At 57.3% G+C, this 18,402-nt stretch carries 14 protein-coding genes; 1 reads left to right on the forward strand and 13 read right to left on the reverse strand.

Annotation, left to right across the window (positions count from 1 at the left end; all coding sequences use genetic code 11):
* Positions 1-88: 88 nt before the first annotated feature.
* The 4 genes from C772_RS08795 to C772_RS08810 form a co-directional block, all read right to left on the reverse strand.
* Positions 89-1,501 (reverse strand): amino acid permease, encoded by a 1,413-nt coding sequence (locus C772_RS08795; protein WP_008299239.1) that lies wholly within the window; start codon positions 1,499-1,501, stop codon positions 89-91.
* 153 nt (positions 1,502-1,654) lie between these two features.
* Positions 1,655-2,422 carry a dimethylarginine dimethylaminohydrolase family protein gene (locus C772_RS08800; protein ID WP_008299242.1) on the reverse strand — a complete coding sequence of 256 codons (768 nt, stop codon included), beginning with the start codon at positions 2,420-2,422 and terminating at the stop codon, positions 1,655-1,657.
* 13 nt (positions 2,423-2,435) lie between these two features.
* Positions 2,436-4,076, reverse strand: coding sequence for a M20/M25/M40 family metallo-hydrolase (locus C772_RS08805; protein ID WP_008299244.1), 1,641 nt, complete (start codon positions 4,074-4,076; stop codon positions 2,436-2,438).
* Between the two features lie 44 nt (positions 4,077-4,120).
* On the reverse strand, positions 4,121-4,996 hold the full coding sequence (locus tag C772_RS08810) for a dimethylarginine dimethylaminohydrolase family protein (protein WP_008299246.1): 876 nt from the start codon (positions 4,994-4,996) through the stop codon (positions 4,121-4,123).
* A 147-nt stretch (positions 4,997-5,143) separates the two neighbouring features.
* On the opposite strand from C772_RS08810, the gene C772_RS08815 reads away from it, so the two are divergent.
* Entirely contained in the window at positions 5,144-5,875 is a 732-nt protein-coding gene (locus tag C772_RS08815; RefSeq protein WP_008299248.1) for an IclR family transcriptional regulator, read from the forward strand.
* Positions 5,876-6,038: 163 nt separating this feature from the next.
* On the opposite strand, the gene C772_RS08820 is transcribed toward C772_RS08815, so the two are convergent.
* From C772_RS08820 to C772_RS08860, 9 genes are all read right to left on the reverse strand, one after another.
* On the reverse strand, positions 6,039-7,577 hold the full coding sequence (locus C772_RS08820; protein WP_008299250.1) for an AbgT family transporter: 1,539 nt from the start codon (positions 7,575-7,577) through the stop codon (positions 6,039-6,041).
* Positions 7,578-7,845: 268 nt separating this feature from the next.
* Entirely contained in the window at positions 7,846-8,886 is a 1,041-nt protein-coding gene (locus tag C772_RS08825) for a M14 family zinc carboxypeptidase (RefSeq protein ID WP_008299252.1), read from the reverse strand.
* A gap of 204 nt (positions 8,887-9,090) precedes the next feature.
* Complete coding sequence (locus C772_RS08830; protein ID WP_008299254.1) at positions 9,091-10,281, reverse strand: M14 family zinc carboxypeptidase; 1,191 nt, start codon at positions 10,279-10,281, stop codon at positions 9,091-9,093.
* A gap of 526 nt (positions 10,282-10,807) precedes the next feature.
* Positions 10,808-11,638 (reverse strand): undecaprenyl-diphosphate phosphatase, encoded by an 831-nt coding sequence (locus C772_RS08835; RefSeq protein WP_008299258.1) that lies wholly within the window; start codon positions 11,636-11,638, stop codon positions 10,808-10,810.
* Between the two features lie 6 nt (positions 11,639-11,644).
* The gene (locus C772_RS08840) at positions 11,645-12,256 is read right to left on the reverse strand and encodes a DedA family protein (protein WP_008299260.1); all 612 of its coding nucleotides are present in this window, start codon (positions 12,254-12,256) and stop codon (positions 11,645-11,647) included.
* A 155-nt stretch (positions 12,257-12,411) separates the two neighbouring features.
* Entirely contained in the window at positions 12,412-13,716 is a 1,305-nt protein-coding gene (locus C772_RS08845) for a DUF4139 domain-containing protein (protein ID WP_008299262.1), read from the reverse strand.
* A gap of 196 nt (positions 13,717-13,912) precedes the next feature.
* Entirely contained in the window at positions 13,913-15,124 is a 1,212-nt protein-coding gene (locus tag C772_RS08850) for a M20 metallopeptidase family protein (RefSeq protein ID WP_008299265.1), read from the reverse strand.
* Positions 15,125-15,180: 56 nt separating this feature from the next.
* Positions 15,181-16,599 (reverse strand): YfcC family protein, encoded by a 1,419-nt coding sequence (locus tag C772_RS08855; RefSeq protein ID WP_008299267.1) that lies wholly within the window; start codon positions 16,597-16,599, stop codon positions 15,181-15,183.
* A gap of 186 nt (positions 16,600-16,785) precedes the next feature.
* A complete protein-coding gene (locus C772_RS08860) occupies positions 16,786-18,399 on the reverse strand; it encodes a long-chain fatty acid--CoA ligase (RefSeq protein ID WP_008299269.1) in 1,614 nt (537 codons plus the stop codon).
* Positions 18,400-18,402 lie beyond the last annotated feature (3 nt).

Raw genomic sequence — 18,402 nt, forward strand, 5'->3', positions numbered from 1 at the left:
GAAAATTGCCCCGTGGGACGGGGCAATTAGAATCCGATTTTGAAAAAAGTGGAGAGTGAGTGTCAAGAAACACACGGGCACAGCGTCCTTATTCTGCCGCAGGTGTTTCCGCCACGACTTTCTTCGCACGCAGTTCCTTCATCTTGTAGAACACCATGCAGGCGATAAAGAAGCCGACGCCGTAGATGAGGCCGATGCGCTGTGTCGGGTCGACGAAGAGGAAGCCCAGGATCAGCAGGCAGAATGCGATGCAGAACAGCGGCAGGATCGGGTAAAGCGGTGCCCGGTACTTCAGATCCTCCAGGCGGTTGCCGGCTTTCAGGTACTTCCTTCGGAACATGAACTGGCTGAGGGCGATCCCCATCCAGGAGATGGTCACCGAAATCCCCGCGATGGACATGAGCAGGACAAAGACGGCGTCGGCTTCCATGAAGCTGGTCAGAAGCGAAAGGAGCGAGAAAATCATCGTGAAGAGCAGGGCATTCAGCGGCACTTTCCGCTTCGTCAGATTCCGGAAGACCTTCGGCGCCATACCTTCGCCGGACATTGCCCAGAGCAGGCGGGTCGAGGCGTAGAGGCACGAGTTGCCGACGGACAAAATGGCCGTCAGGATGATGAAGTTCATGATGTCCGCTGCAAACGGCACACCGGCCAGCGTCATGAGCGTGACGAACGGGCTTTCCATGAGGCCGAGCTCGGAGGACGGGAAGATGGCCGACAAAATGACAATCGATGCGATGTAGAACAGGATGATGCGGACCAGGATCGTACGGATCGCGCGCGGGATGTTTTTCTCCGGGTTTTCCGTCTCCCCTGCCGCGACCCCCACCAGTTCCGACCCCTGATAGGAGAAGATGACGTTCATCATCGTGACAAAGACGATGGCGATCCCCGCAGGGAACAGGCCGGCCGGCGCGAGGTTCGCCATGCCGGGTGACGGCCGGTCGGCGAGCGGAACCGCGCCGAAGATAGCCAGCGCCCCGATGATGATAAAGGCAATCACCGCGAGCACCTTGATGCCGGCAAACCAGAATTCAGCTTCGGCAAAGCCGCGTGTCGTTAGCGCGTTCAGGCTGAACAGGAACACCATGAAGACCGCGCACCAGATCCACACAGGGACGTCCGGGAACCAATGCTGCATGAGGATTCCCGCCGCCGTGAACTCAACCCCCGCGGTCGCAGCCGAGCCGACGAAGTACATCCACCCGAGCGAGAAGCCTGCAGACGGGCTGACGAATTTTGTGGCGTACGTCTGGAATGAACCGGTGACCGGCATATAGGTGGCGAGTTCCCCGAGGCACGTCATGACCATGTACAGAATCAGGCCGCCGACGAGGTAGCCGAGGATGGCCCCTCCCGGACCCGCCTGGTTGATCGTGTAGCCGGCGTTGAGAAACAGTCCGGTCCCGATGACTCCGCCCAGGCTGAGCATGAGCAGATGCCGGCTCTTCATTGAACGATTGAGTTCCTGCGGCGGCATGAGATTGCTTGGATCGTTCATTTTATCCCCCTGACCGGCGGCCCTGCAGCCGCCTGGTTTTTATTTTCTCCTGAACACGCTTACAGAAATGGACAATAGAACCAATTTTCAGTCTCTTGATTGGTTAAGCGAAGCCCGCATCCCCTTGGTGTGCGGGCTTTTCTTGATTCCTTTTCAGAACCTGAGTGACAGGCAGCTCAGCCCGCCGTCCTGCTTTTGGACCTCGCTCATGTCGAGTTCAATTGTCTGATAGCCGGCTTCCTCGATCTTGCGTTTGGTCTCCGGATAACCCGCCGGAATGATGACGTGATCGTTCACCCGGATACAGTTCGCGGAGTACTCGTCTTCCTTATTGATGACAATCCGGTTGTAGTCTGCAAAAGCCGGATGGTCGATGAATTCACCGGCGACGACCATGTTGTTATTTCCGAGGTAGGCAATTCCCGTCTTAAGGTGGAAGAACTCCTTGAGCGGCAGGATGTCCGCCATGTAGCCTTCCTTCTCGAGGATTTCCTTGAGCTGACGCGCGCCTTCTTCGTTTGTCCGCTCCGATAAACCAATATAAAACCGGTCGTCCGCCTGGAGAACATCTCCGCCATCCAGATAGCCCGGTGCTTCGATGTAATAGAACTTATCGTAGAACTTCTTCAGCGCCTCTTCGATCGCTTCTTTTTCCCCGTTGCGGGATTCGGCGCCCGGGTTGGCGATGACGACAAATTCCGGCGTCAGGACGGCCGGGTCCTCTACAAATACGGAGTCCGGATACTGCTCATCGGCCGGAAGCTCGGTTGCTTCGACACCACAGCTTTTCAGCGCTTCGACGTAGGCCCTGTGCTGTTCGGCGACCTTCTCATAGTCCGGCTTTCCGAGGTCGGAGCTGGTCAGCCCGTTCACATAGCTTCTGGCGGGCGCTTTGACGATGACATTCTGGAATCGGGACATGGAAATCTTCCTTTCAGGATGAATGATGATATTGGGCAGCGGCATGTTCACTGCGTTCAATAAACAGCTTGCGGATCAGCGTCTCCAGCATGATCGGCAGCCGGCGGAAGGCGCTGTCGATGTGGAGCCGCTCGGTCCTCTGATGCGCGTCGCGGCCAAGCGGCCCGACGTTCAGTACGGGAGCGTCCAGTTTCCGCATGTCTTCAAACGGGATGCTGTACGTGTCCCCCCAGACCGGGGTGTTGCGTTCGTAGGCGGTCCAGCCTGCACTTCCGTCCCGATAGTTCACGTAGCTCAGGTCGCAGATCCCATTAAAATAGTGAACCTGCTCGAGTTCGGTGCCAAGCGTTCGCGCGGTGCCCTGCATGAGCGTGATCGCGTCCCGGATCAGCTGGTCCTCCGTGGAATTGACTGCCGGGTAATAGGGAGGCGCATACAAAAGGACGATTGCAGGGGACAGCTCCTGGCATTCAATCATGAGGCGGTCGGCGACGGCAAAGCTCTGCGCCCGCTCGTCGGAACCTGCCAGGGCAATCGCCTTTTCCTTCAGCTTGCGGACCGTTTCCGTGCCAAGCTTGTCTTCCGCGTGCCTCAAGATCTGCTCGTAGCGGTAGACCTTCACGTCGCCGACGCCGCTTACGCCGTGGCGCCGGCACAGTTCCCGGTAGGCCGAGTTGCATGCGGATGCCGCTTCCACGGCGACTTTCTCGAATGTCTCCATGACGTCCGCTGCAGTGCGCTTGAACAGGAACACATTATAGAGCGCGGCCGCGCGATAGGGCGTCTGCGTGGAATACTGGTCCTTCAGGTCCCGCTGGTACAGCGATACCGGAAGCGGTGTCTTCTCGCCGTACTCGCTTTCTTCGAACAGGTCGCTGAACTCCATCTGCTGTGTCAGATAGGAAGCGATGTAGTTTGCAGTCAGGCCCTGAAGCGGTTCGCCGACGTGGGTTTCCTTTCCATAGAACAGGGCGGCGGGCATGATCTTGCCGATCGTGCCTGAATAGATATATTCCTTCGTATCGCCCGGCTCCTGCGTGAAGGACGGCTCCCCGTTCAGGAACAGGCTGAAGGTGAGTCCTTCCTTCTCGGCAATTTCGAGCAGAACTCCGACCGCGACCCGCATCCCCGCAGAGTTCACTTCCTCGTCCGGTACGGTCAGGAGAAGAAGGTTGACCGGCCAACTTTCGTCGATCGCCTGCTCGAGCAGTGAAAGATGAGCAGTGAGGCCCGCCTTCATGTCCATCGTGCCTCTGCCGAACAGGTACTCACCCGACTCCAGGTCGGCGCGCGCTTCTGCGTGGAGCGTGTCTTTGACCTCGTGGAGCTTGGCGGTCAGTTCTTCAGGCAGTGTGGAGAGCGCCTGGAGAGCCCCGTATTCCTCGGTCTGGACCGTGTCAAAATGGCTGATCAGCACGATCGTATCTGTCGCATCCGGATGCTTGTAGAGTGCCGTCACTGTCTGGCGGCCGAGGCCTGCATCATGAAGTCCTACCCGTTCCGGATGCTGCTGGAAGTGGGGCATTTCGCGCAGCTTCGTCTCCAGCCGCTGAGCAAACAGCCGCTCCCCTTCCGTCAGCGTCCGGCTGTCCCAGCTGACCAATTCACAGAGAAGCGCGCGGCGTGCTTCAGGTGTGTCCCATCGGCGTCCCATTTGCCGTTCCCCCTTGTTCATCTGTTTTTCTTCATGGACCAGAGTCATGTTGTTCTCACCACCGGACAGGTCAGGCAGGTCGGCCCGCCGGTTCCTTTATAGCTGATTTCGTCACCTTTATATTCGTAGACAGTCGCGCCGGCTTCCTCGAGGCCTGCTTTCGTCACCGGATTGCCCGCCGGAATGACTACTATGCGCGGTGCCAGCGCGAGGACGTTGCAGCCGAGATTGTCGTACTCGTCCTGCGGAACTTCGACCAGCCGGACCCCATTTTCGATGAGGCGCTGGCGGAGGAACACCGGCATGAGCGGCGAGTGGACGACAGCCAGGTCCTTGTCGACGATGCTCAGGAATGACATCAGGTGCAGGCATTCCGCTTCTCCGCGGTCATGCGGCAGCTGCACTTCGATGAACTCATCTACGAAAGGTGCCGTGATTTCCCGCAGCTGGCGGATGGCTTCATCATTTGTCCGGTAGCCCCGCCCGACCGCGATGGTCCGATCATCCAGCCAGACGATATCCCCTCCGTCGGAAACCGCGTCTCCCGTCAGTTCGCCGATGACCGGAATGCCCTTTTCCTCCAGGAACCTTTTGTACACGGGGGCTTCCGGCTGCCGGAGAGATTTGCCCGACCTGAGGATGATGGCACCCGCCGGCGTGAACTTGACCGGATCGTGTGCGTAAAGGGAATCGAGCCCCGTCTCCTCCGCTTCCGGCAGATAATCGATCTGAGGGACATGCTTTTCCAGAATTCCGAGGAAAGTCTCGTACTCGCGGATTGCTTCCCCGTAGTCAGGAACGCTCACGTAGTTGAACGTCTGCCAGTTTTCATCAAGATGCTCCTGGCTTTTGAATGCTTCCTGCGGCCGCTTGACGATGACCCGCTGAAGAGGCTGATACATAGACGAAAGATAGGACATAGAATAGGCCCTCCTTTTCCGTTGAATGGAAACCATTTTCATTGATTGGAAACTTAATACGTTCAATATAGGCAATCCGTGCTATACTGTCAATGTATTTTGAAATTTCCGTTTAGCGGAAAACCCTTGGTTTCAGGAGGATAACTGATGCAGGCACTTGAGCGATCCATGAAAATAGCAGAAATCTTATCGGACTCGGACCAGGAGGGAATGAGTATTTCCGAACTGTCCGTCCGGAGCGGACTGCCGCTCAGCACGATGCACCGGATCCTGCAGGGAATGATGAGACAGCGGATGGTCGAGCAGGACGAGCAATCCAGGCTGTACCGTCTCGGACCGGTTTGGATGGAATACGGCCTGCGTCTGTATGATTCGATGGACTACGTCACCAAAATCCGGCCCGAACTTGAGCAGCTGTCACGTGAAGTCAAAGAAAGCGTCTACCTGAGCCGGCCCTCCGGCAATGAGGCAATTGTCGTGGAGCGGATCGACAATGAGGAAAATCCGATACGGATCAACGACCCTCTCGGCATCCGCATCCCCCTGCATATCGGAGCCGCCAACAAGGCCATCCTGGCCGCCATGCCGGAAGACCGCGCCAGGCGGATCATCGAAAACCTTGTTCCTGAAGAAATGCGGGGCGAATTCTGCTTAAAGCTTCACCAAATCCGTAAAGCCGGATTTGCCGAAAGCCACGGCGAGCGCACACCCGGTACCGCCTCCGTCGCGGTCGCGATCAAAGACGGTCTCGGCGAGGTGATCGGTGCCGTGTCAATCGGCTTCCTCGACTACGAGCTGGAAGATGAGCGGCTCGCCTATCTTGTGGAGAAAGTCAGAGAAGCGGGAGACCGGATTGCGAGGAAACTGGGAGCATTGTGAGGATCGGGGGAGCAGGAGCGGGAGACGCCGATGGAGGAAGCTATTCTTCAAACTCGGGGACCTAATCTTCAAACTCACGGCACTAATCTTCAAACTCAGGCGGCTAATCTTCAAACCCGTCTGACCCCACACAAAAAACCCCGCCGGAAGCGGGGTTTTTTCATCAATTTCCGTTGTAGTAGATCGGTGCATCCGGTCCGAGCGGGAGGCCGAGAAGCATCCAGATGATGAGGACGGCCGACCAGACGAACAGGAACGCCATGGAGTAAGGGAACATCGTGGAGACAAGTGTTCCGATTCCCATTTTCTTGTCATATTTCTGTGCGAACGCAATGATGATCGCAAAGTACGTCATAAGCGGCGAAATGATGTTCGTCGAGGAGTCCGCGATGCGGTATGCCATCTGCGTGAGCTCCGGCGAGTAGCCGAGCTGCATCATGATCGGGACGAAGATCGGCGCCATCATGGCCCACTTCGCGGAAGCGGAACCGATGAACAGGTTGATGAACGCGGCGATCAGGATAAACAGCAGGACGAGCGGAATACCTGTCAGGTTGATGCTCTGCAGGAATTCGGCGCCGTACACACCGAGGACGAGACCCATGTTCGATTCGGAGAAGTAGGCGACGAACTGTGCGGCGGTGAAGCTGAGGACGATGAACATCCCCATCGATGCCATCGTCTTGCCCATCATCTCGGCGACGTCTTTGTCGTTACGGATCGCTTTTGTGACCATCCCGTAGACAAGACCCGGGATAAAGAACAGGATTGCGATGATCGGTACGAGCGAGCTCATGAACGGCGAGCGGATGATCGGCATGTCCGCTTCATCGCCGCGGAGAGGCGCGCCCGGGATCAGGACAAGCAGTGCCATGAGGGCAGATGCTACCAGGACGGAGACCGTCGCCCATACGAGGCCTTTTTTCTCGATAGCCGTGAGCTTATCCATGCTTTCACGGAACTCACCCTTGTATTCGCCGAGACGCGGCTCGACGATTTTCTCCGTGATCCATGCACCGACGAATGTCAGTACAAAGACAGAGATGATGATGAAGTAGTAGTTCATGGCGATGTTCATGCCGTCAGCATAAGCCGGGTCGATGATTGCGGCACCGAGGATCGTGAGCTCTCCGAGGAGCGCGTCCGTTCCCGACAGGAGCAGGTTTGCACTGAATCCGCCGGAGACGCCGGCGAACGCAGCGGCCAGACCCGCGAGCGGGTGCCGGCCGAGTGCGGCGAAAATGACCGCACCGAGCGGCGGCAGGACAACGTAGCCCGCATCGGATGCAACGGACGACATGACCCCTGCAAATACGAGGCCGAGCGTGATCAGGCGCTTCGGCACCGACATGACGAAGCCGCGAAGCAACGCGGAGATGAGGCCGGAATGTTCCGCGACCCCGATGCCGAGCATCGTGAGAAGCACGACGCCGAGCGGCGCAAAGCCGATGAAGTTAGCCGTCATGCTTGTGAATATGTAGTGGATTCCCTCTTTATTGAGAAGGTTCTTGACCTCGATGATCTCCCCTTCTTTGCCCGGGTGCTCTACCGAGATGCCGAAGGACGAGACAATCGCGGAAAGGATGAGCACGAGAAGTGCCAGCCCGGCGAACAGCGTGACCGGATGGGGCAGCTTGTTCCCGACCGTTTCGATCGTATCGAGGAATTTTTGGACGAACCCTTTTTTCTTGGTCGCTTCCATGTTTTCTCCTTTCTTAGATGACAAATAATATTCAGTCATTTTAGCGTTCGGAAAATTACGCTTTGCACAGTATAGCGCGGACAGGGAAAGAATTGAAGGTGATTACAATAAGTTCTAATTGGGGAAATTGGGTGAACCTTTACAATCGGGAGAAGACATAAAAATCCGAGTCGGTTGTTTCACTGAATCATGCGTTGCTCAGCATTCAGCCGCACGCCTCACTTTACGCACATGTAAAAGCCCCGGCCAAAGCGGCAGGGGCATCATTTTATTCGTCTTCTTCGGATTGGCGGGTCCTCTGTTCAGCGAGCGTGTCCCAGAACGACGTATCTTTTGACTCGATCGAGCCGTCTGCAATCGCCCGGACCGTTGCATCAAGCGTCGTGATTGTCTGCTTGATCAGATAGCCGTTGCTCTTCTGGCCAAGGACATACGGCTCGTATTCGTGGTCGGACATGCCGCGCATTTCAAAGAGGAGCGTGGAAATGCCGTATTCGACCGCAATGCCGTTGCGGGAGATCGTCTCGGCCGTGCCGCCGACGTACTTGCCGAGGTGTCCCCAGCCTGTGGAGTCAACGGCGTCAAAGACGACCGCTCCCAGCTTCTTAGATCCCTCGAGTACGTCGGGGTCAACGTTCGGTGTTGTCGGATAGAGGATCGAGCCGGATACGAGCTCTCCGTCACGTTCGCTGCGTGCCCCCTGATGATGCAAATCGATCATATAATCGATATCATACTTCTGCATAACCTGATTGTGCAGCGCCTGTGTTTCCGGCTGGATCTTCGTGACGTGGTCGCGGTTCAGGTCGACGCCGAGCGCGTTGTAGCGCGTCAGGTGGCGGTCCCCGGACGCCACATAGTCATCCAGCGAGAAGTCGACATCCCCCATCGCCCCGTCCGGATTCAGCATCGGCACGATGAGGATGTTGACGTTGTCCGTCACGCCTTTCATTTTGCCCGTGCCGAGGTGCTTGATGAACTCAAGTGCGCCTTCCGTCGTCAGCTGTTCGTTGCCGTGCTGCTGGGTCAGGAAGAGGATCGTCGGGTTTTCCGGGTTCTTCATGTACTTCACAAGGTACAGGTCGCGGCCCTTGACCGACTGGCCGATCACCTCGAGCTCCATATCCTTCTGCTTGGCCTCCTGCTTCTGCAGGTACGACGCCATCTCGCTGTACGTATGGAGAATCGACGTATTGATCGTCTCATTTCCCCCGTAATTCGGACCGTTTCCTACTGCGTCCGCCTGCAATGGTGCCGCGCTCAGAACAAGCGCCCCCGCGGCAACAAGTGAAATCATCGTTTTCTTCATGTCCCCACTCCCCCTTCGAATGTCTGTCTCTATCGTACACCCCAAAAGTAACCGCTTCCATGCGGCGTTGGGCGGGTTTCTTTGCTTGTCCATCGGGTCTTTACGTACACTTTCGGGAAGAAAAGATGGGGCTATTTTCCTCTCCGGTTGGCCGGTCTGAATGAAAAGAGAAGCCCGGCGGCTGCAGGGCTTCTCTCGTCTAAATTACTCTGCCGGGCGGTAGGACGTCAGCGGGATGTCTTTGTACTCTTCAGGGTCCAAATCATGGACGGATCCGTCGGCGACGGCATTCACGATGCCGAGAAGGCCGGTTTCCACTGCCTTCACGAGCTGGCCGCGCTTTTTCTGGCCGAACGACTGGGTCTGGCCGGTCACTTCAAACAGGACGGTGCCGCTGCCATTCAGGGCGTACGAACCGAGTGCCGTTCCCGGCAGGTCAAGCCCCTGCGAGTAGAGCGTGATGTTGTTGAAAATCGAGTTGCCCTTGGCCTGAAGCGCGTCATAGGCGGCGACGTTCAGCTGGCGCGAGAAGTCATAGTTGTAGTTGTCCGCGTACTGGGCGTATTCGGCACCTTCAGGGCTGGACGGATCCGGGACGAATTGCGCCGACAGCGACAGCGTCACTTCATCGGACGTGCCCTCGACATAGTAGACCCCCTGGTGGTGCAGGTCGATAAAGACATCGACTTTGCCGAACTCTTCGACGAGCGATTTATACACATCACGGGATGTCTGTGATTCCGGTGTGATGAACCAGCCCGGATCGCTCGAGCTTCCCGGGAAGTCCTCCGGCTGCGGCACGTAGTCGAGATCCGGGTTGAAGTCACGGTTCACGTCGAAGCCCGGATTTTTGCTGTAGTCATAGTTTTGCTGGACGCGGTCGTCCAGGTAGTTCCACGACGGCTGTGCTCCGCTGAGCTGAGGGAAGTCCTCGACCACTTCCGCCCACGTCATCGTGTTGCGGCGCTTGTCCCCTTCGGATGCATCCGGGTTCATCATCGGCATGAAGACGAACGTGATTTCTTCACGGAGCTGCTGCGCGTAAGGCGAGCCGCCCGATACCGTCTTCAGGAGATTCAGGATCGCATCGGTCCCGGTCTTCTCGTTGCCGTGGATCTCGCTCTGGATCAGAACAACTTTGTCACCGGAGCCCACACGCACTGTGTAAATGTCGCGGCCCTGGTTAGACTGGCCCGCCACATCAACGGACACCAGCCCCTTGCTCGTTTTCTCGACCTGCTGCAGCTTCTTCGTCAGCTCCGCATAATCGGTGAAGCCCTTGATTGAGAACTCATGATGCGACTCTTCCTTCGCCAGCGCCTCCCCCGGTGCTGCCGGCAGGGCAATTCCTGCCGCCATGGCGATTGCCGCCGTAACGCCAACCCACTTCTTCATCTCTCCCACTCCTTTGCTCGCTTCACTCAATCTTAGATTAGCAGGGAGAAATCGGACGCACAATAGATGACACACTATTCGGTCATTTTGTAATAGACGATTGTCGAAACAGGAAGAAAAGGACTCCCTAAAGGCATGGGCGGCAAATGGTTCAATGGGCGGAACACTTAACATCCGCGTAGTCCATATTAACGGGCCGGGATGCATATGGGCAGACGCCTACGCCCGACTGCCGGCTTTTGAATAGGTTACTGTGAAAAAGGAGCGTGACAAATGACCAGGTATTACCGGGAAGATTACAGGCATCGCGATTATAGGGACCGTGATTTTTATCGCTACTATAGACCACGCAGAAGACATTATCCGGGATATGGGTACGGCAACTATCCATTCTTCTTTTACCCGCCATTCTTTTATCCTCCCTTCGGATATCCGCCATATGGATATCCATATGGCTATTAAGGATCGTTGAACTTCGCCCCCAAAATAAAAAACCCCGCCAACGGGCGGGGTTTTTTCAATGCCGTTACATCCACACAATCCAAGCCAGCACCGCGGCAATCACAATACGGTAGATGGCGAATGGGGTGAGTTTGATGCGGTCGATGAGTTTCAGGAAGAACTTGATCGACAGGAGCGAGAACAGGAACGCGCTCACAAATCCGACCACGTAAAACGACAGGTAGTCCATCGACATCATGTCCATGTTCTTGACGACGGAGACGAGGCTCGCGCCGGCCATGATCGGGACGGCCATGATGAAGGTGAAGTCGGCGGCGGTCTTATGGTTCAGTCCGAACAGGACGCCGCCGGAGATGGTCGCGCCGGAGCGTGAGAAGCCGGGCCAGAGCGAGAGGCACTGGACGAGGCCGATCGAGAAGGCCTGCTTGTACGTCAGCTGGTCAAGCGATGTGACACTCGGTGTCTTCGGGCCGAACTTGTCGGCCGTAATCATGAGGATCGCCCCGGCGACAAGCGCCCAGATGACAGTCTCGACGCCGAACAGGTAATCATCGATCAGATCCTTGAAGGCGAATCCGAGGACGACCGCCGGAAGCATCCCGATGATAACGTGCATCAGGTTGAACCGGGTGCTTCCGCCTTCGCGCGTCTCCACCTGGTAGAGCCCGATCAGGCTGAACAGGCGTTTCCAGAAGACGATGACGACGGCCAGGATCGACCCGAGCTGGATGACGATCTTGAATGTGTTCGCCGGGTATTTCCCCAGAAACTCTTCCGTCTTCAGCCACATGTCGTCGACGATGATGAGATGGCCCGTCGAGGAGACCGGCGCAAACTCCGTCATCCCTTCGACAAATCCCAGAATAATGGCTTTTAACAGGTCAAACCAATCCATACTTTATTAAGCCCGCTTTCTTCTGAAGTTGATGTACCAGATGATTGCAGCAATCCCCAGCACGGCGATGATCGCATAGGCGATGTTCGAATAAATATCCATGTAATGGACAATGCTTTCCCAGTTGTCTCCGACGGCTGCTCCGAGCGATACGAGAACAGTGTTCCAGATCAGGCTTCCGAGCGTCGTGAGAAGAATGAACAGCATGAAGTTCATGTTCGACATCCCCGCCGGAAGCGAAATCAGGCTCCGGATCAGCGGCACGAGCCGGCAGAAAAACACCGTCCACGGGCCATACTTGTCGAACCACGCATCCGCTTTATGGATATCTTCCCGCGTCAGGCGGAGCACCCTTCCCCAGCGGTCCACGATCTTCTCCAGCCGCTCCACATCAAGCAGCAGGCCGATGCCATATAAAATGATGGCGCCCGCGACGGAACCCGCCGTCGCTGCCGCGATCACCCCGATTTTCGTAAGCGAGCTGGCCGTCGTCATGAACCCGCCGAATGTCAGGATCACCTCGGACGGAATCGGCGGGAATACATTTTCCACCATGATCAGTACAAATACTCCGACATATCCGAACTGTTCCATGATGTCGGTGATCCAATTCTCCATCTGTTTCCTCCAAATTTTTGCCTTTAGACAGTTTACTAGAGAACCCCGTTTTTGGGAAGACGTGCCGTGCGCCGCTCCCGCCGGACGGCCTGCCGGCAGGGCGGGGCGCACTCCCGGAGTTCATAAAGACGCAAAGGCCCATTGAAGGTTCCCCGTTATTCCTCTTCCCCGGCGATGGTGACCGACCGGTCGATCCGGAGGGTGAAGCGGACAACCTCCTCGGAATTCGCCAGAACTCTGACGGGGATCAGCACCTCTCCGAACTTCCGCTCCGCCGGGTGATCCGACTCGGCAATGTCCCAGTGCCGCTCATGGACCGGGTGCCGGATGATGACCGTCACGGGCACATCTTTCGCGTTGCGGATGGCATACATATAAGACTCCAGATCATACCGGCCCTCTTTCCGGGACGACGTGAGGCCGGAGTCCACGGTGATGTCGAACGCGCTGCCGAGACGGAGACGGACTTTTTCGCCCTTGGCGGTGTGTCCGAGCCGGTCTTCACCGACGAATTCCGCCGAGCCGTCGGACGGATTGTTCCGATAGAACTTCACCGTCCCCTGCGGAAGCGGAAAACCGAGTCCGGCCGCTTCGATATTGTCAAACTCAAAGTAGATGGCAGGATTGCGGTCATACGGGCCCGCTTCATAAATGGTGCGGCCCGTCGCCCCCTCCGCGCCGATCAGCCGGATCTGCTTTTGCTGGCTGTCCTTAATCGTGACCGTGCCGGGAATCGTATACAGGTGGTAGTCGGCGAATGATTCGTGTTCCGGCATGCCCTGTTCCTCGACAGCACTGTAGAGAATGAACCGGTCCGGCTCTTCCGCACGGTGGACTTCCCCTGCGAGCACGCGGAGCACCGCATCCTCATAGGTCATGCCCGACTCGTTCCGGAGTGTCATCCAGCCGGTCAGGCTGAACATCTCCTCGCCGGCCGACTCTGCAGGCAGCGAAATGACGTAATCCGTCTCCCAGGACATCCCCTGTGTCAGGTAGCTCACGCGCACCTCGTCTGATCCGGACGGTGCCGCATGCCAGACAAGTGCCGGCGTCAGAATCAGGCCGCCCGGGAGTTCCGGGAGGCGGACCTGCCCATCCGGATCAAGCACAATCTCGCCCGTCTCCAGGTCTTCGACGACCATGCCGTTCGCGACACTGAGCAGGCGGTAGCGCATCCGCTTGCCGGACTCCGGGTCGACGATCGTGAGCTCACGGCCGATATACTTCTCCAGCAATTTATTCTTGTCCACAAGATCGTATTCGTAGTTCATCTCACGGATGTCCAGCCCCTCAACAAGGATCGACTCCGTCTCGATCCGCTGCGCCACGTCCAGGTAGCGCAGCACCCCGTCCGCCGGAAACTCCGGCAGTTTCCTCGTTTCCTTGATTAGCGCAAACCCATCGTTGTAGACGGTCAATGCGCGCAACACCGCATTCTTACCTGAAATATCAGCCAGCATGGCGATTCCCCCTTTTCTGCGATTGTATCACCGGGATGGACCGTATGGAGCGGGTGCTTCCGATGAGCGGACGAGTGCCCTTTTTCGGCGGACGAGTGCTTTTCCGCCTGTCCCGAGTACTTCAACTTACTCGCCGGGTGCCTCCAGCATGATACCCCTTGCCGCAAATCAAAAAATCGGGCCGAAGCCCGATTCATCATGCATGGATCTCTGTAGATTTTTCCTCTGCTGCCGTGTTCCCCAAAAAGTCGAGGACCGCTCCGATGAAGGTTTTGCCGATGTATTGAATCGAACGCTCATCGACGTTGAACTTCGGATGGTGGTGCGGGTAATCGGCTCCAATCTCCGGGTTGCACCCGCCGGCAATAAAGTAGGTGCCCTTCACGTGCTGGGTGTAGTAGGCAAAGTCCTCGCTGCCGGACATCGGCTCGACGTAACGGACATTTTCAGTGCCGAAGATGGAAGCCGCCACCTTGGCGACGCGCTTTGTTTCCTCTGCGTCATTATGGATCGACGGGCAGTCGCGGACGTAATGGAATTCGTAGGTCGCGCCGTTTCCTTCGCAGGTGGTGCGGGTCAGGCGTTCCATCGCTTCTTCGATCAGATCGCGCACCTCCGGATCATAGGTGCGGACAGTGCCCCTGAGAACCGCCTTGTCCGGGATGACATTTGTCGCTTCCCCGCTCTGGAACGAACCGACCGTGATGACGCCCGAGCGCATCGGGTTCACGCGGCGGCTGAGGATCTGCTGGAAGTTGACGACCAGCTGGCTGCCGGTCACGAGCGGGTCGATCGTCGTGTGCGGCGCCGCTCCGTGGCCGCCCTTGCCGAATACCGTGATTTCAAAATCGTCCTGTGCAGAAGAGGCGTAGCCTTCCATCACCCCGACGGTGCCGAGCGGCTCGTCGGCCATGACATGCGCGCCGTAAACCACGTCCACTCCATCCAGACAGCCGTCCCGGATCATGAAGTCCGCGCCGCCAGGTGTCGTTTCCTCGGCGTGTTGGTGGAGAAAGACGACCGTGCCGGAAAGTTCATCACGGACTTCAGAGAGTACCTTGGCCACGCCGAGCAGCGTAGCCGTATGGAGATCGTGCCCGCAGGCGTGCATGACACCGGGAACCGTCGACTTGTACGGAACATCTTTTTCATCCTGGATCGGCAGTGCATCAAAGTCCGCGCGCAGCGCGACCGTCCTGCCGGGCTTCCCGCCCTTTAGCGTCCCGACGACCCCGCGGCCGCCTACACCGGTACGGACTTCAATGCCGAGGTTCCGGAGATACTCGGCGACAAACGCCGGTGTCCGCTCCTCGGTGTGTCCGACTTCCGGATGCATATGGAGGTCCCGGCGGATCTCGACGAGTTCTTCCTGCAGCTGACTAAAACGTTCATATAGTGTTTGATTCATTTTCATCACTCCTTATGATAAGAAAGGGACGGCAACAGCCGTCCCAAGTGCTCCGGTCATGCCGGCCAGATAAACAGATGGGCGATCGTGACGATGATGATCGCCATGATGAACTGGATAACAAACAGCGGTGCCATCCACTTAAACCATTTCGTAAGGGAAATGCCGGCCATGGCGAGTGCCGCGAACAGCAGCCCGTTTGTCGGCGAGAAGATGTTCGTGATGCCGTCACCCATCTGGAAAGCGAGGACCACCGTCTGGCGGCTCACGCCGATCAGGTCGCCGAGCGGCGTCATGAGCGGCATCGTCAGTGCGGCCTGGCCGCTTCCGGAAGCAACGATCAGGTTCATGAACGCCTGAACGACAAACATGGCACCCGCGGCAAGCGCGGTCGGAAGCTCCGAGACGAGGCCGGAGATCCCATAGAGGATCGTGTCGATCGTGCTGCTGTTTTCAAGCAGCGTGACGGCACCATACGCGAATCCGACGACGAGGGCGCCGACGAGCAGCTCTTCGCATCCGCGAACGAACGCCATCGTCGTCCCGTTGATCCCCATGCGGTTGACGATTCCGATCGCAATCGCCATGATGACGAACAACGCGGAGATTTCCTGGATATACCAGCCGTACTTGATGACGCCGTAAGCAAGGGCGACGAATGTGGCCAGCAGAATCAGAAGTGTGACGCCCTGCCTGTGGGACAGCTTCATATCAAGCGCGGCCGCCTTGTCCACATTGCGTTTTTTGTCTTCTTCAAATGTCACGCTCAGCTCCGGATTCTTCTTCACCTTGGCCGCGTAGCGCATCACGAAGAGAATCGATACCGTCACGTAGGCGAACCAGAAGAAGATCCGCGGGACCATCCCCGAGAAGGTCGGGAGTTCGGCGATGCCCTGTGCAACACCGACCGTAAACGGGTTCATGAAGGCAGCGGTGAATCCGGTGGCGACTCCGACCATGACCACTGCAGCACCGGTCATGGAGTCAAAGCCCATCATCATCGCAAGAGGCACCAAGATCAGGATAAACGGAAGCGCCTCTTCAAACATGCCGATCGTCGCGCCCCCGATGGCGAAGAACATCATGAACACCGGGATCATCAGCATCTCCCGGCCCTCGAGCTTGCCCGAGACGGAACCGAATGCGCCTTCGATCGCCTTGGTTTCCTTGAAGACGTTAAACGCCCCGCCGACGATAAAAATAAAGAACACGATGCCGGCACTGGTTGTCAGCCCGGCATGGATCGCCTTGAAGATGTCCATGAATCCGGCCGGGCTGGATTCAATCTGCTGATAGGAGCCTTCCACGACCAGGGTCTGTCCCTCTTCGTTTGTCGTCCGCTCGTATTCGCCAGCCGGAATCAGATAAGTACTGAGCGCCGTCAGCAGGATCACTGCGAACAAGATGGCGAATGGATGGGGAACTTCGAATTTAAACCGCTTTTTGCGGGCGGTGGTTTCTGAAATATTGGCCATGCGCAGTCACTCCTAGAGGTCGAAGACCGTCGAAATTTGAATATGTATAAATATAAGTGAATAGAATTATGCGGTCAATACGAAATCTACAGAAAATAAAACTCAATTCCCTACTCTTATTAGATTTTCAAGAAATGGAAAAACCGGGCATCGCCCGGTTTTATCACATATTTATAGAAGCTTCTCTTATACCGTCTGCCCCATCTGCTCCCGAAGCTTCGCCTTGAGGAATTTGCCGACGGAGGTTTTCGGGATTTCATCCAGGAAGACGACGTTGTCCGGGACCCACCATTTGGCGAACTGGCCTTCCAGATAGCCGAGGAGTTCCTGCTTTTTCTCATCACTGCGCTCAATGCCGTCTTTCAGGACAACGCAGGCGAGCGGCCGCTCGAGCCACTTTTCGTGCGGGACGGCGATGACGGCTGCCTCGAAGACGTCCTGATGGGTCATGAGGGCATTCTCGAGGTCGACCGAGGAAATCCACTCGCCGCCGGACTTGATCAGGTCCTTGGTCCGGTCGGTGATCTTGATGTAGCCTTCCGGCGTCATGACGGCGATGTCGCCCGTGTACAGCCAGCCGTCGCGGAAGGCGTCCTTCGTGCGCTCGTCTTTGTAGTACTCGCTTGCGATCCACGGGCCGCGGACGGTCAGCTCGCCCATCGTCTTGCCATCCCACGGCACTTCGCCCTGTTCGTTGATGACGCGGGTATCAATGCCCGGAATGGTCATGCCCTGCGAGGCGCGGAGGTCGAGCTTTTCTTCCGCAGAACGGTCTTCCACAGAAGAGGTGAAGTTCGACAAGCTGACGAGCGGCGACGTTTCGGTCATGCCGTAGCCGACGATGAACGGAACGCCGTACTTTTCCTCGAACGTCCTGATCAGTCCCTTCGGGGATGCCGAGCCGCCGCAGACGATGGCGCGGAGCGAGCTGATGTCGCGCGGCTTCTGCTCAAGTGTCTTCAGCACGCCGAGCCAGATGGTCGGTACGCCCGCGGTGAGTGTGACTTTTTCCTGCTCGATCAGATCAAGCAGGACGTCCGGGTTGAACCCGCCCGGCCCCGGCAGCACCTGCGTGATGCCAAAAAAGACACCGGCAAACGGCAGCCCCCAGGCATTCGCATGGAACATCGGGACGACCGACAGCGTGACGTCGCGCTCCGACAGTCCCATGCCGTCGGCAAGCCCGAGTGCATAGCTGTGGAGGACGAGCCCGCGGTGCGAGTACACGACGCCCTTCGGATTGCCGGTCGTGGCGCTTGTGTAGCACATGCCTGCAGGCGCGTTTTCATCCAGGTCATCCGGGAATTCAAAGTCGTCCGCCGCTTCTGCCATGAGCGCCTCGTAGGAGTGGACGTTTTCGAGAGACGTTTCCGGCAGCTTGTCCAAATCCGACATGACGATGATGTGCTTGACCGTCTTGAGCTGCGGCGCGAGCTTCTCGATCAGCGGGAACAGATCATCGTCGACGAGCAGAATCTCGTCTTCCGCGTGGTTGATGACGTATACAATGTGCTCCGGTGACAGCCGGATGTTGATCATATGCAGGATCGCGCCGGCGCACGGGACGCCGAAGTAAGCCTCGAGGTGTCGGTGCGTGTTCCATGCGAACGAACCGACCTTCGTCCCCCGCTCCATGCCGAGTGCGGTCAGGAGAGAAGCAAGCTTCCGGGTGCGCTTCGCGAATTCGCGGTATGGAATGCGGTGTGTCTGTGTGGCGGTCTTCGAGATGATCTCCTTGTCCGGGAAATAGCGCTCCGCGCGGTCCACGAACGTCTTCAAGAGCAGCGGCGTCTTCATCATTTG

It is taken from the genome of Bhargavaea cecembensis DSE10, assembly GCF_000348905.1.
GTDB classification, from domain to species: Bacteria; Bacillota; Bacilli; order Bacillales_A; family Planococcaceae; genus Bhargavaea; species Bhargavaea cecembensis.

What these genes read in the sequence shown, in the direction of transcription:
- C772_RS08795 (WP_008299239.1), bottom strand. Translation starts at nt 1,501, where the DNA reads ATGAACGATCCAAGCAATCTCATGCCGCCGCAGGAACTCAATCGTTCA.
- C772_RS08800 (WP_008299242.1), bottom strand. Translation starts at nt 2,422, where the DNA reads ATGTCCCGATTCCAGAATGTCATCGTCAAAGCGCCCGCCAGAAGCTAT.
- C772_RS08805 (WP_008299244.1), bottom strand. Translation starts at nt 4,076, where the DNA reads ATGGGACGCCGATGGGACACACCTGAAGCACGCCGCGCGCTTCTCTGT.
- C772_RS08810 (WP_008299246.1), bottom strand. Translation starts at nt 4,996, where the DNA reads ATGTCCTATCTTTCGTCTATGTATCAGCCTCTTCAGCGGGTCATCGTC.
- C772_RS08815 (WP_008299248.1), top strand. Translation starts at nt 5,144, where the DNA reads ATGCAGGCACTTGAGCGATCCATGAAAATAGCAGAAATCTTATCGGAC.
- C772_RS08820 (WP_008299250.1), bottom strand. Translation starts at nt 7,577, where the DNA reads ATGGAAGCGACCAAGAAAAAAGGGTTCGTCCAAAAATTCCTCGATACG.
- C772_RS08825 (WP_008299252.1), bottom strand. Translation starts at nt 8,886, where the DNA reads ATGAAGAAAACGATGATTTCACTTGTTGCCGCGGGGGCGCTTGTTCTG.
- C772_RS08830 (WP_008299254.1), bottom strand. Translation starts at nt 10,281, where the DNA reads ATGAAGAAGTGGGTTGGCGTTACGGCGGCAATCGCCATGGCGGCAGGA.
- C772_RS08835 (WP_008299258.1), bottom strand. Translation starts at nt 11,638, where the DNA reads ATGGATTGGTTTGACCTGTTAAAAGCCATTATTCTGGGATTTGTCGAA.
- C772_RS08840 (WP_008299260.1), bottom strand. Translation starts at nt 12,256, where the DNA reads ATGGAGAATTGGATCACCGACATCATGGAACAGTTCGGATATGTCGGA.
- C772_RS08845 (WP_008299262.1), bottom strand. Translation starts at nt 13,716, where the DNA reads ATGCTGGCTGATATTTCAGGTAAGAATGCGGTGTTGCGCGCATTGACC.
- C772_RS08850 (WP_008299265.1), bottom strand. Translation starts at nt 15,124, where the DNA reads ATGAATCAAACACTATATGAACGTTTTAGTCAGCTGCAGGAAGAACTC.
- C772_RS08855 (WP_008299267.1), bottom strand. Translation starts at nt 16,599, where the DNA reads ATGGCCAATATTTCAGAAACCACCGCCCGCAAAAAGCGGTTTAAATTC.
- C772_RS08860 (WP_008299269.1), bottom strand. Translation starts at nt 18,399, where the DNA reads ATGATGAAGACGCCGCTGCTCTTGAAGACGTTCGTGGACCGCGCGGAG.